The 13,546-nt window shown below is 36.5% G+C and carries 12 protein-coding genes; 10 read left to right on the top strand and 2 right to left on the bottom strand.

Annotated elements, in window-relative coordinates; translation table 11 throughout:
- The first annotated feature begins 268 nt into the window (after positions 1 to 268).
- The 7 genes from dxs (at position 269) to ACFWDE_RS04710 (ending at position 8,883) form a co-directional block, all read left to right on the top strand.
- Positions 269 to 2,161 carry a 1-deoxy-D-xylulose-5-phosphate synthase gene (gene dxs / locus ACFWDE_RS04740; protein WP_377890427.1) on the top strand — a complete coding sequence of 631 codons (1,893 nt, stop codon included), beginning with the start codon at positions 269 to 271 and terminating at the stop codon, positions 2,159 to 2,161.
- A 3-nt stretch (positions 2,162 to 2,164) separates the two neighbouring features.
- The gene (locus ACFWDE_RS04735; protein WP_002145804.1) at positions 2,165 to 3,004 is read left to right on the top strand and encodes a TlyA family RNA methyltransferase; all 840 of its coding nucleotides are present in this window, start codon (positions 2,165 to 2,167) and stop codon (positions 3,002 to 3,004) included.
- Between the two features lie 142 nt (positions 3,005 to 3,146).
- Positions 3,147 to 3,596: an arginine repressor ArgR gene (gene argR / locus ACFWDE_RS04730; RefSeq protein WP_002015076.1), complete on the top strand. Its 450-nt coding sequence runs from the start codon at positions 3,147 to 3,149 to the stop codon at positions 3,594 to 3,596.
- Between the two features lie 270 nt (positions 3,597 to 3,866).
- Positions 3,867 to 5,606 carry a DNA repair protein RecN gene (gene recN / locus ACFWDE_RS04725; protein ID WP_002145805.1) on the top strand — a complete coding sequence of 580 codons (1,740 nt, stop codon included), beginning with the start codon at positions 3,867 to 3,869 and terminating at the stop codon, positions 5,604 to 5,606.
- Positions 5,607 to 5,724: 118 nt separating this feature from the next.
- Positions 5,725 to 7,017, top strand: coding sequence for a SpoIVB peptidase (gene spoIVB, locus ACFWDE_RS04720; RefSeq protein WP_377890424.1), 1,293 nt, complete (start codon positions 5,725 to 5,727; stop codon positions 7,015 to 7,017).
- Positions 7,018 to 7,303: 286 nt separating this feature from the next.
- Positions 7,304 to 8,098 carry a sporulation transcription factor Spo0A gene (spo0A, locus tag ACFWDE_RS04715; RefSeq protein WP_002111741.1) on the top strand — a complete coding sequence of 265 codons (795 nt, stop codon included), beginning with the start codon at positions 7,304 to 7,306 and terminating at the stop codon, positions 8,096 to 8,098.
- Positions 8,099 to 8,310: 212 nt separating this feature from the next.
- Positions 8,311 to 8,883 carry a PRK06770 family protein gene (locus ACFWDE_RS04710; protein ID WP_377890421.1) on the top strand — a complete coding sequence of 191 codons (573 nt, stop codon included), beginning with the start codon at positions 8,311 to 8,313 and terminating at the stop codon, positions 8,881 to 8,883.
- 149 nt (positions 8,884 to 9,032) lie between these two features.
- Here the strand turns inward: ACFWDE_RS04710 and ACFWDE_RS04705 are convergent, their stop codons facing one another.
- A complete protein-coding gene (locus ACFWDE_RS04705) occupies positions 9,033 to 9,179 on the bottom strand; it encodes a YycC family protein (RefSeq protein WP_377890419.1) in 147 nt (48 codons plus the stop codon).
- A 50-nt stretch (positions 9,180 to 9,229) separates the two neighbouring features.
- On the opposite strand from ACFWDE_RS04705, the gene ACFWDE_RS04700 reads away from it, so the two are divergent.
- Positions 9,230 to 9,964, top strand: a complete 735-nt coding sequence (locus tag ACFWDE_RS04700; RefSeq protein WP_377890417.1) for a glycerophosphodiester phosphodiesterase — start codon at positions 9,230 to 9,232, stop codon at positions 9,962 to 9,964.
- A gap of 42 nt (positions 9,965 to 10,006) precedes the next feature.
- Here ACFWDE_RS04700 and ACFWDE_RS04695 read toward each other — a convergent pair whose 3' ends face one another.
- Positions 10,007 to 10,240 (bottom strand): DUF2627 domain-containing protein, encoded by a 234-nt coding sequence (locus tag ACFWDE_RS04695; RefSeq protein ID WP_002111735.1) that lies wholly within the window; start codon positions 10,238 to 10,240, stop codon positions 10,007 to 10,009.
- A 137-nt stretch (positions 10,241 to 10,377) separates the two neighbouring features.
- Here ACFWDE_RS04695 and ACFWDE_RS04690 point away from each other — a divergent pair, with 137 nt between their 5' ends.
- Together ACFWDE_RS04690 and yqiS are read left to right on the top strand one after the other, a co-directional pair.
- A complete protein-coding gene (locus ACFWDE_RS04690) occupies positions 10,378 to 12,450 on the top strand; it encodes a sigma 54-interacting transcriptional regulator (RefSeq protein ID WP_377890414.1) in 2,073 nt (690 codons plus the stop codon).
- A 195-nt stretch (positions 12,451 to 12,645) separates the two neighbouring features.
- On the top strand, positions 12,646 to 13,545 hold the full coding sequence (gene yqiS, locus ACFWDE_RS04685) for a phosphate butyryltransferase (protein WP_377890412.1): 900 nt from the start codon (positions 12,646 to 12,648) through the stop codon (positions 13,543 to 13,545).
- Position 13,546 lies beyond the last annotated feature (1 nt).

Raw genomic sequence — 13,546 nt, 5'->3', positions numbered from 1 at the left:
TGGTATAAATGTAGGAAAAGGTTTTTCTTTTCTTGTTATTGGCAAAAATATATGTAGATTACATTGCCGTTATCACTTCGTGTTAGCGGCTATTTTTTTCATCACGTAAAGAAATATGATGTATAATATGATAAGTGAAAAAATGGAAGTGTTTTCTGAAAGCAGGACAAGATAAGAAGAATAGAAAAGATAATTTCTTGTGTTGTGTAAATGTTTCTTATAATATTTGACATGTTGACAGATTATGAAATGAAAGTGAGTGATCCATGTGGATCTAACGCAAATTCAAAACCCTAGTTTTTTGAAAGATATGTCTATCAGTGAACTAGAGGGGTTGAGTGAGGATATTCGTAAGTTTTTAATTGAAGAGCTCTCTCAAACAGGTGGACATATTGCACCTAATTTAGGTGTAGTAGAACTCACAATTGCTCTGCATAAATTATTTGATAGTCCGAAAGATAAGTTTTTATGGGACGTAGGACATCAATCCTATGTACATAAAATTTTAACAGGGCGTGCGAAAGAATTCGGCACATTAAGGCAATACCAAGGTCTATGTGGTTTTCCAAAACGCTGCGAGAGTGAGCATGATGTTTGGGAAACTGGTCATAGTTCGACGTCGTTATCTGCTGCAATGGGAATGGCTCTAGCGCGTGATTTAAAGAAAACGGAAGAATACGTTATACCAATCATTGGCGATGGTGCATTAACAGGCGGAATGGCTTTAGAGGCATTGAACCATATTGGACATGAAAAAACGGACATGATTGTTATTTTGAATGACAATGAAATGTCAATTGCACCAAACGTCGGTGCACTTCATAATGTACTTGGTCGTTTACGTACCGCAGGGAAGTACCATTGGGTAAAAGATGAATTAGAATATATATTGAAGAAAATCCCAGCAGTCGGCGGGAAAGTTGCTGCGACAGCAGAGAAAATAAAAGATAGTCTAAAATATTTACTAGTATCAGGCGTCTTTTTTGAAGAATTAGGCTTTACATATTTAGGTCCGGTCGATGGGCATGATTATGAAAAGTTATTCGAAACGTTGCAATATGCAAAGAAAACAAAAGGCCCAGTACTTGTTCATGTTATTACGAAAAAAGGAAAAGGTTATAAACCAGCTGAGAGTGACGTTATTGGAACTTGGCATGGAACAGGACCGTATAAAATTGAGTCAGGTGACTTCGTTAAACCGAAGGAAGTTGCACCAGCATGGAGTGCTGTTGTTAGTGAAACAGTGCTTAAGCTAGCGAGAACGAATGAACGTATCGTTGCGATTACTCCTGCAATGCCTGTTGGATCAAAACTTGAGAAATTCCAAAAAGAATTCCCGGATCGAATGATTGATGTGGGTATTGCAGAACAACATGCTACAACAATGGCAGCTGGTATGGCAACGCAAGGAATGAAGCCATTCTTAGCAATTTATTCAACGTTTTTACAAAGAGCATATGACCAAGTTGTTCATGATATTTGTCGCCAAAATTTAAATGTTTTCATTGGAATAGATCGTTCTGGATTAGTTGGAGCAGATGGTGAAACACATCAAGGAGTATTTGACATCGCGTTTTTACGTCACTTGCCGAATATGGTGATTATGATGCCGAAAGATGAAAATGAAGGACAACATTTAGTATATACAGCGATGCAATACGAAGATGGACCGATTGCTTTACGTTATGCACGCGGCAATGGACTTGGCGTTCAAATGGATGAAGAATTAAAGGCGATTCCAATTGGTACCTGGGAAACGTTAAAAGAAGGTACACAAGCAGCGATTTTAACGTTTGGTACGACAATTCCGATGGCAATGGAAGCAGCTGAGCGTCTTGAAAAAGCTGGGATTTCAGTGAAAGTAGTGAACGCTCGCTTTATTAAGCCAATGGATGAGGCGTATTTACATGAACTTTTAGGAAAAAACATACCGATTTTAACGATTGAAGAGGCTTGTTTAATCGGTGGCTTTGGAACGGGAGTAGTTGAATTTGCTTCTGAGAACGGATACCATAGTGCTTTAATTGAACGAATGGGTATTCCTGATCGCTTCATAGAGCATGGTAGTGTAACAAAACTGTTAGAAGAAATTGGTTTAACGACAGATGCTGTTGTAGACCGTATTCATACAATGATTCCATCAAAACAAAAAAGGGCGTAACAAATGAGCGTAAAAAAAGAAAGAGTAGATGTACTATTAGTAGAGCGAGGACTTATAGAAACGCGTGAGAAGGCTAAACGTGCTGTTATGGCAGGTCTTGTATATGCGAATGAAATGAGACTCGATAAGCCAGGGGAGAAAATCTCGCAAGATACGGAGATTACGGTGAAAGGGCAAGTTATGCCGTATGTAAGCCGTGGTGGTTATAAGCTTGAAAAGGCATTAGAAACATTTCAACTTGATTTACAAGATAAAGTTATGATAGATATTGGTTCATCAACTGGTGGTTTTACAGACTGTGCGCTTCAAAATGGGGCGAAGTTATCCTACGCATTAGATGTAGGATATAATCAACTTGCGTGGAAATTGCGTCAAGATGAGCGTGTTGTTGTGATGGAACGAACGAACTTCCGTTACGTGACACCGGCAGATTTAGAGCGTGGTTTACCTCAGTTTGCAAGTATTGATGTTTCATTTATATCATTAAGGCTTATATTGCCGGTTTTAAAAACAATGCTTATGCCAAATGGTGATGTAGCTGCATTGATTAAACCTCAGTTTGAAGCTGGACGAGAACAAGTCGGGAAAAAAGGCATTGTTCGTGATAGAAAAGTACATGAAGCTGTCGTGGAAATGATTGTCGATTTTGCTCTTAAGGAAGGCTATAATGTCGAAGGTTTAACATTCTCACCAATTACAGGCGGGGATGGAAATATTGAATTTTTAATTCATCTAAAGTGGCACGGTGAGCGTGAGAATGGCGAAAATCATTCTCCGGTTTCTATTGAACAAGTTGTTACAGAAGCGCATAATGTTCTAAAACAAAAAGGGAAAGGGGAATAACATATGTTGTTCCTCTTTTTGTTGTAATCGTATAATTATTGTAAAAACAATTGTGTACAAGTAACGGATTATACGTTAACATAAATAAATGAAGTATACCAATGTTTAAACTATGGTAAGAGATAGTGTGAGGTGCAAATGTATGAATAAAGGTCAGCGCCATATTAAAATCAGGGAAATTATTGCGAACAAAGAAATTGAAACACAAGATGAACTAGTTGATATTTTACGTAATGTGGGGTTTAATGTAACGCAAGCAACAGTATCGCGCGATATTAAAGAACTGCACTTAGTGAAGGTACCATTACATGATGGTCGCTATAAATATAGCTTGCCAGCAGATCAACGATTTAATCCGTTGCAAAAATTAAAACGAAATCTAGTGGATTCATTTGTAAAATTAGACACGGCAGGACATATGCTTGTGTTAAAAACATTGCCTGGTAACGCTCATTCACTTGGGGCACTTATTGATCATTTAGAGTGGGATGAGATCGTCGGAACCATTTGTGGTGATGATACTTGCTTAATTATTTGCCGTACACCTGAAGATACAGGTGTTGTCTCTGATCGTTTCTTAAATATGCTGTAACAGAAAAATCTTGTTTACTTTCCTCTGTAAAGTGGAAAGTAAACAAGATATTTTTATTGGCGGAAAATACGGATTTTCAAATACAATACATTATTTTTTTTTAATGAAGTTAGAAAATAGGTGGATTGACCCGTAAAACGAATGTTTGGTACAATGGAGCGGGTTAGAAGAGTAATTTATACATACAAACATATAGTATAACTATTTGAATGAAGAATACTGAGAAAAGCCCTTAATAGGGGATTAGTTTATAACGAGGTGAATGGGGCATTGTTATCGGAATTATCGATCAGAAACTTTGCTATTATTGAGGCATTAAATATTTCTTTTCAAAAAGGTTTAACCGTTTTAAGTGGTGAAACAGGAGCTGGAAAATCCATTATTATTGATGCAATTAGTTTGCTTGTTGGTGGCCGTGGTTCAGCAGAATTTGTTCGATATGGAACAGAAAAGGCTGAGATAGAAGGATTATTCTATGTAGAAGATGACAAGCATCCATGTATCGCAAAGGCAGAAGAGTTAGATATAGAAATAGAAGATGGCATGATTATTTTGAAGCGTGACATCGCTGCGAATGGAAAAAGTGTCTGTCGTGTAAATGGGAAACTTGTTACACTCAGCATATTAAAAGAAATTGGAAAAACGCTAGTTGATATTCATGGACAGCATGAAACACAAGATTTAATGAATGAAGAGCGTCATATGTTTATGCTTGATCATTTTGATGGAAATCGCATTGTTAAACAATTGGACATATATCAAAATGTATATACAGACTATGAGAAGTTAAAAAAACAGCTGAAATCTTTAAGTGAAAATGAACAACAAATGGCCCATCGTCTAGATTTAATTCAATTCCAACATGAAGAAATTCGCAATGCGGATTTAAAAATGGATGAAGAATATGAATTGACTGAGGAACGATTAAAAATCTCCAATTTTGAAAAGATTTATAAAGCATTAGGAGATGCATATCGTTCGTTAAGTGGAGACGGACAGGGATTAGATCACGTAAGAAATGCAATGGGACAAATGGAGAGTATTACGCACTTAGATGAAGCGTATCAAGAAAATCATGATTCCATTGCAAATAGTTATTACTTATTAGAAGAAGTTGCATATCAGCTTAGAGAAAAGTTAGATATGATGGAATATGATCCGAAACGTCTAGATGAAATTGAAACACGTTTGAATGAAATCCGTATGTTAAAGAGAAAGTATGGAAATACTGTAGAAGAGATTTTAGCGTATGCTGATAAAATTGAACAAGAAATTTTTACGATTGAAAATAAAGACGTACATATTGAAACGACGAGAAAGCAGTTAACGAAATTAGAAGGTGTTATTGTAAAAGAAGCAACGTTGTTAAGTACTATGCGTCATGAGCTTGCAGATCATCTTACAAGCGCTATTCATCAAGAATTAAAAGAACTATATATGGAAAAAACGAAATTTGAAGTGAGAATTATGAAGAGGGTAGGAAATGTAGAAGAACCTCTCGTGGAAGGAACTCCGGTAAAACTTACGGCGGATGGCTACGATCATGTGGAATTTTATATTTCAACGAATCCGGGTGAACCGTTAAAGCCACTTTCAAAGGTCGCTTCTGGCGGAGAGTTATCTCGTATTATTTTAGCTTTAAAAAGCATTTTTTCTAAGCATCAAGGTGTTGCATCTGTTATTTTTGATGAAGTGGATACGGGTGTGAGTGGTCGGGTTGCACAGGCTATTGCGGAAAAAATTTATCGTGTATCAGTAAACTCGCAAGTACTTTGTATTACGCACTTACCTCAAGTAGCTTCAATGGCGGACTCGCATTTATTTATTAGAAAACAAGTGGCGAATGATCGGACGATTACATCGGTTACTGTGTTAAGTACGGATGAAAAAGTAACAGAAATTGCTCGAATGATTTCTGGTGTTGAAATTACAGATTTAACGACAGAGCATGCGAAAGAGTTACTTACGCAAGCGCATCATTTCAAACAGACAGCAGAGGCTATCCAGTAATGGATAGCTTTTTTTTCTCAAATGACGATTTCTTAATTCTTCCGGTTATAAATAAAGCACTGCAAGGAGAGATTAAAAAGTGAAGCCAAGAGGCTGAATGTGGGTAGGAGCGAGGAGAGTGAACAAATTGAAATTAGAAAGATTTCGAAAAATAATAGGTCTTTGTCTCCTTGTTTCTCTAGTTTTTATTGGATGTTTTAAACCGCTTCGAACGTTTATTTCATCGCCGAAGCAACTTGTTGTTTTTGAAGGACAACAATCAGAAATAGCATCATTACCAGTTTTTAAGGCTTCATCTACAAATCGTAATGTATTTACTGTAAGTTCAAATGAACAAGAACTTATGGTGAATTCTCACCAAAATGGTGAAGCTGATATGGTGTTTCAACTTGCTGGTTTTCCAGTAAAAAAAGTAAATGTGAAAGTATTAAAAGATTTTAAAGTTATTCCAGGTGGACAATCGATTGGTGTAAAATTGAACACAAAAGGTGTACTTGTTGTAGGCCATCATTTAATTCAAACTGAAAAGGGTAAAGTATCTCCTGGTGAAACAGCTGGTGTACAGATTGGAGATATGATTACTGAAATCAATGGGAAAACAATTGAAAGAATGAGTGATGTAGCACCATTTGTTCATAATAGTGGAGAAACAGGTGAACCGCTTAATCTTGTTTTATTAAGAGATGGAAAATATATTCGTGCTAAGCTAACACCACAAAAAGATAATGGTGAATCTTCTTACCGAATTGGATTGTATATTCGTGATTCAGCAGCTGGTATCGGAACGATGACGTTTGTACATCCAGATTCTATGAAATACGGAGCGCTTGGTCATGTAATTTCCGATAATGATACAAAAAAGCCAATTCAAGTAGAAGATGGACAAATTATGCGTTCGACAGTAACGTCTATTGAAAGAGGAAGTCACGGGAACCCGGGAGAAAAATTAGCAAGATTTTCACCGGATCGTGAAGTGATTGGTAATATTACAATAAATAGCCCATATGGTATTTTTGGGAAATTAAATACAAATATGACAAACGGCATAATGGATAAAGCAATGCCTATCGCATTATCCAATCAAGTAAAAGAAGGGCCAGCGAAAATATTAACAGTTATTGATCAAGATAAGGTGGAAGCGTTTGATATTGAAGTTGTTAGTACAGTACCACAAAAGTTCCCGGCTACAAAAGGTATGGTTATAAAAGTGACAGATAAACGTTTACTAGCAAAAACGGGTGGTATTGTACAAGGAATGAGTGGAAGTCCGATTGTACAAAATGGGAAAGTAATTGGTGCGGTTACACATGTATTTGTAAATGATCCAACGTCAGGATACGGTGTTCATATTGAATGGATGTTACATGAGGCTGGAATTAATATTTATGATCAAGAGAAAAAAGCGAGCTAATACATATTAGCTCGCTTTTCTTTTGAAAAATTCGTTGAAATTTTGTAAAAGCTCCGCAAGAGCTGTTTTTTGTTGTAAGATATAAGCAAAGGGTTGAACGTTTCGCTGTAATTCTATGATGGAATGTGTTGCGAAAGGAAAAAAATGAACGATAAACATATTTTTTTGTGATTTTATCGGAAAGTAAGAAACTTTAAAGGGAATTTTCACACAATTGTCGAACAATTCATGTAGCCTAGAAGCTTACACATGTCGGAAGAATCGATTCGGTAAGGGAGGAAAAACTGTGGAGAAAATTAAAGTATGTCTTGTGGATGATAATAAAGAATTGGTATCGATGCTAGAGAGCTATGTTGCTGCTCAGGATGATATGGAAGTTATTGGAATTGCTTACAATGGTCAAGAATGTTTAAACTTATTGAAAGAAAAGCAGCCTGATATACTCGTTTTAGACATTATTATGCCACATTTAGATGGTCTAGCTGTGCTAGAGAAAATGCGACATATTGAAAGGCTAAGACAACCTAACGTTATTATGTTGACAGCATTCGGACAAGAAGATGTGACGAAAAAAGCGGTTGATTTAGGGGCATCATATTTCATATTAAAACCATTTGATATGGAGAATTTAACAAGTCATATTCGTCAAGTGAGTGGTAAGGAAAATGCTACCATTAAACGTCCATTACCATCTTTCCGATCAGCAACAACGATTGATGGCAAACCGAAAAACTTAGATGCGAGTATTACAAGTATCATTCATGAAATTGGTGTACCCGCTCATATTAAAGGATATATGTACTTACGAGAAGCAATCTCTATGGTGTACAATGATATCGAATTACTAGGATCTATTACGAAAGTATTATATCCAGATATCGCAAAGAAATATAATACAACAGCAAGTCGTGTCGAGCGTGCAATCCGTCACGCAATTGAAGTAGCTTGGAGCCGTGGGAATATTGATTCTATTTCGTCCTTATTTGGTTATACTGTATCCATGTCAAAAGCAAAACCTACGAATTCCGAGTTCATCGCAATGGTTGCGGATAAGCTGAGACTTGAACATAAGGCTAGCTGAGAGTAGTTAAGCTGATAATATATTCGAAATGAATTTTTTTAAAAAAGATCAATGAGTTTAAAACTCATTGATCTTTTTTTGTTATAAGGATAAATGTGATTCATTGATTTATATGGAAAATAAAACGTATATTTAGTAAAATTATCTATAAAAGGATATTTTTTATGAGAGATTTATTAAGGAAGTAATTGGAGATGGTTGGAGGGATTTATATGAAAAAGAAAATTTTAATTTGGATTGGATGTGCAATAGGCTTAGTTGGGCTTACTGCTGGTATAACTTATGGAATGTTAGAACTTGCAGATAATCCGGCGGACAAACAAGCTAGTGCTGAAATAGATACAAGCGAATATAAAACAGTTCCAAAAGAAAAAGAAGCGCAGTTTGGTGAGATTGGTGGCGCAAGTGCGAAACTTCAAATTACAAAAGATTCTACTGAAGAAGACTTAGTTAAAGCGATGCATAGTATGACTCACCAAAAAGTAATAGCTGAGCAAAAATGGGGAGCAATCCCGATGTCTAAAGAAAATGCTGAAAAAGTAAGAAGTATCTTAAATGAGAGTACTTTTGAAACGAAAGAAGAACTTTTAGCGATTGCTGAAAGATGGATAAACAAAGACTTTAGTAAAGTTGTGGACGATCATAACTACTTTTGGAAACTGCAAGGTGGTAATATCGGAAAAGCTACAGGAGTTATGGATCCGCTAGAAGAGCAAACTTTTTCTTTAAATAATTTTGGAGATGGAGTAACAGGTGAATTACACAAATCTGGAGACCTTCAATAGGTTGGAGGAAATTAAAATTTGCAATTTGAAGAAAAAAGCTTCTTTATAGAGGCTTTTTATTTTGTTGTTCTATGCATTCATAATTTTAGTGGGTAAGTTATCCGTGATATAATAGGTGATAATAAAAAGCCCTGCAAAACAGGACTATATTATTCTTCGTCTTTATTTTGTTTTTCTAATTCAACTAATTTTCGGATTAAAATATGCTGAGGCATATGCATAAGTTGTTCAAGTGGAACACCTAACGCTTTTGATAGGCGGACTGCAGTGTCTGGAGAAATTTGTAATGGTCTCATAGAAGTACCTCCTTTTTCGTATAGTATAGCATAAGATTGGGGGAGTGAGGATGACTCTTATATTTGCGCATCGTGGTGCGGCGGGAACGTATCCGGAAAATACAATGATTTCATTTGAAGCAGCAGAGGCTTTCGGGGCAGACGGAATTGAACTCGATGTTCAATTAACGAAAGATGAAAAAGTTGTCGTTATTCATGATGAAACTGTGAATCGAACGACGAATGGAAAAGGTGCTGTTCGAAATTATTTATACGAAGATTTATGTAAGTTAGATGCAAGTTATAAATTTAGTGAAAAAGTAGGCTTTTGTAAAATTCCTCTTTTAGAAGAGGTACTGGAATGGCTTGAAAAAACGCAATTGCTACTTAATATTGAACTTAAAAATGATAAAATTCCATACAGAGGTTTAGAAGAAGAGGTTATAACACTTGTGCGTAAGTTTAGTCTGGAGGATCGGGTTATATTTTCTTCGTTTAACCACTATAGTATGAAACGGTGCCATATGATGGCTCCTGATATTCAAACAGCTATTTTGTATCGTGAAGGTTTGCATAGCCCGTGGGCATATGCAAAAAAGATGGGTGCTACTGCAGTGCATCCGAATTATCGTTATCTTCAAGATGCCATCGCTGAATTAACGATGGAAAGTGGTGTAGAGGTTCGTCCTTACACGATAAATGAAGAAACGCTTATGCGTAAATATTTTGATATGAACATATCGGCGATTATTACTGATTATCCTGAAACAGCAAGAACTTTATTACCGATAAAAAATGAGACCTAATATAATGGTCTCATTTTTTTATCGGTATGTGAAAACTTTGTTCTATCTTCTGAAGCGGGCTTGCACTTTATTTCTCTTACGATCTCTGTGTAAGACGAAGCCGCCGAAAATATAAAACCCGAGTGCAAAGCAAAGAGCGCCGATTAAAAATTGTAACCATAATATAGGGATTGGGGAGAATAAAATCCCAAATACAGTATCTCTCATTAGTTTAATACCAAGCACGGCTAATGAAATCGGGATGAGTGCTAATGATAGAGCGAGGTAACGCTGCATACATAACGCCCCTTTTCAGATTATTTTGTTTATTTTAATGATGTTATATGAAAAGGGGGTTTGTCAAGAGATTGCTGAACGAGTAAGATAAGGATGTGAAAAATTTTGCAGAGATACTTCGAGAGGAAGTGTAATGTATGAAACAAAAGGTGTTAATTGTTGGAGCGGGTGAAGGTGGAAGTACACTGCTAAGTCTGTTACAAAATTCGAATATATTTCAAATTATAGGGATTATTGATAGTAATCCAACGGCGAAGGGACTACAAATTGCAAAGGAATATGGGATTCCGATTAGTGATAGTGTAACTCCGTTTCTTTCTATGCATATTGATGTAATGTTTGATATGACAGGTGATTATGATTTACATAAAGTTTTATTGGGAAGCAAGCATAAAAACACCCTTCTTATACCAGGGGATATTGCAAAAATTGTTACGAAACTAGCGCATGAGAAGGAAAGCTTAATTGGGAAGCTAGAAGAGCAGACGCAACAAGGGAATTTAATTTTAAATTCAACGCATGACGGTATGATTGTTATAGATCAAGAGGGACAAGTTCGTCTGTTTAATAAAAGTGCAGAGCGTATTATCGGATATAAGAAAGAAGAGGCGATAGGAAAATATATTTTAGAAGTTATTCCAACGAGTAAGTTGCTTCGTATTATACGCACGAAAAAAATAGAAGTGAATCATGAACTGACGTTAGAGAATGAAAATAAGATCATTACAACGCGTATCCCGATATTAAAAGAAGATGGAGAAGTTCAAGGTGCATTTGCGATTTTTAAAGATATTACAGAAGTTGTAGATTTAGCGGAAGAAGTTACAGATTTAAAAGAAATTCAAACGCTACTTGAGGCGATTATTAATTCATCTGAGGAAGCGATTTCGGTTGTTGATGAGAAAGGAAGAGGGTTAGTTATAAACCCTGCTTATACGAAGTTAACGGGTTTAACCGAAGAGGATATTATAGGGAAGCCAGCTACAACTGATATTGTAGAAGGTGAAAGTATGCATATGAAAGTACTTCGGACGCGCCGAGCGGTACGAGGAATACATATGAAGATTGGGCAAAAAAAGCGAGATGTAATTGTGAATGTAGCACCGGTTATTGTTGATGGAATATTGAAAGGGAGCGTCGGGGTAATTCGCGATGTATCAGAAATTCAAAAGTTAACAAATGAATTGAATAGGGCAAGACAAATCATTCGAACGTTAGAAGCAAAATATTCATTTGATGATATTGTTGGTGATTCAGATGAAACGACGGCAGCTATTGAACAAGCGAAACTTGGAGCGAATACACCGGCAACAGTATTGCTTAGAGGGGAATCTGGTACGGGGAAAGAGTTATTTGCACACGCTATTCATAACGGTAGTAATCGAAAATACAATAAGTTTGTACGAGTAAACTGTGCTGCTATTTCTGAGACCTTATTAGAAAGTGAATTATTCGGTTATGAGGAAGGCGCGTTTTCTGGAGCGAAAAGAGGCGGGAAACGAGGATTCTTTGAAGAAGCGAATAATGGAAGTGTTTTTTTAGATGAAATCGGAGAGTTATCTGCAAATACGCAAGCGAAGCTCCTTCGTGTACTACAAGAAAAAGAAATTGTGAAAGTAGGGGGAACGAAAGCGATACCTATTAATGTTCGAGTGATTGCTGCGACGCATGTGAATTTAGAAAAAGCTATTTTAGAAGGGAAGTTCAGAGAGGACTTATATTATCGTTTAAATAAAATCCCGATTCAAATTCCTTCCCTTCGTCAGCGTAAAGGAGACATACCAGCGATTGCAGAAAGGCTAATTCAAAAAATTAATCAAGATTATGGTCGTAATGTAGAAGGACTCACCGATTCAGCCGTTTCATATTTACAATCATATGAATGGCCAGGGAATGTAAGGGAACTTGAAAATATTTTAGGACGAGCTATTATCTTTATGAATTATAACGAGATTTATATTGATGTACAGCATTTACCCCCTTTGCATAAAGAAGAGCAGGGGGAGTTAAACCGAAATAACTTATTACCTGAATTAGAAGAAAAGCCACTTGAACATTTAGTGACAGAGTTTGAAGGGAATATTATTCGTGGATATTTAGAGAAATTTGATGGGAATAAAACGAAAACTGCAAAAGCGTTAGGAATTTCAGTTCGAAACTTATATTACAAGCTAGAAAAGTACGACTGTGCAAAAAATAGCATGCAATAAATTGCGTACCATGCAATTTATTGCATGGTATACAAAAAGCGACAAAACGAGACAGAATATTTTGTTGTTTTCCAAAGTATTGATTTTACTGCATTTTGAATGCGTTTTCATTATTGGTAAGACCACTTTTAAAAGTTGGCACGGTATTTGCTTAATGAATAGACGAGGGACGACGGAAAGGGTTGATTACAAAATATGAAGTTAGAACACTTAATTGATCAAGCAGCAGGACAGCCTGAAAAAACTGTGGCTGTAGCAGTAGCTGAAGATCATGAAGTAATTGAAGCTGTAGCGAAAGCAATCAAGTTACAGCTAGCTCAATTTCGTCTATATGGAAATCAAGAGAAAATAATAGGGATGCTACAAGAGCATGGGTTACAAACTTCAGAACATATTGAAGTGATTGCAGCAGCGTCAAGTGCTGAGGCTGCAGAACTTTCTGTTAAATCTGTAAGCAATGGCGAAGCAGATGTACTAATGAAGGGGAACATCCCAACAGCAAATATTTTGAAAGCCGTATTAAATAAAGAGTGGGGGCTTCGCAAGGGCAGCGTACTTTCACACGTTGCAGCGTTTGAAGTTCCAAATTACGATCGTCTTATTTTTGTTACAGACGCAGCGATGAATATTGCACCTGATGTAACACAAAAAGCTGCTATTATACAAAATACTGTAGAAGTTGCCCAGGCAATAGGAATTGATTTGCCGAAGGTAGCGCCAATTGCAGCGGTAGAGGTTGTTAATCCTGCGATGCAAGCGACAATTGATGCAGCGATGTTAACTCAAATGAATCGCCGCGGACAAATTAAAAATTGTGTCGTTGATGGACCACTTGCTTTAGATAATGCAGTATCACAAATTGCAGCAGAACATAAAGGCATAGTAAGTGATGTAGCAGGTAAGGCAGACATTTTACTCGTCCCAACGATTGAAGCTGGAAATGTGCTATATAAATCACTCGTCTATTTTGCAAATGCAAAGGTAGGAGCGATGATTGCTGGCGCTAAAGCACCGATTGTTTTAACATCACGTGCTGATTCAGCAGAAACAAAAGTATATTCATTAGCATTGGCAGTTGCGACTGCTTCAAAATAAA

The organism is Bacillus sp. NPDC060175, assembly GCF_042728695.1.
Classification (GTDB): domain Bacteria; phylum Bacillota; class Bacilli; order Bacillales; family Bacillaceae_G; genus Bacillus_A.
The sequence above is the reverse complement of the archived record's forward strand: the minus strand, read 5'-3'. Positions and strand labels throughout refer to the sequence as shown.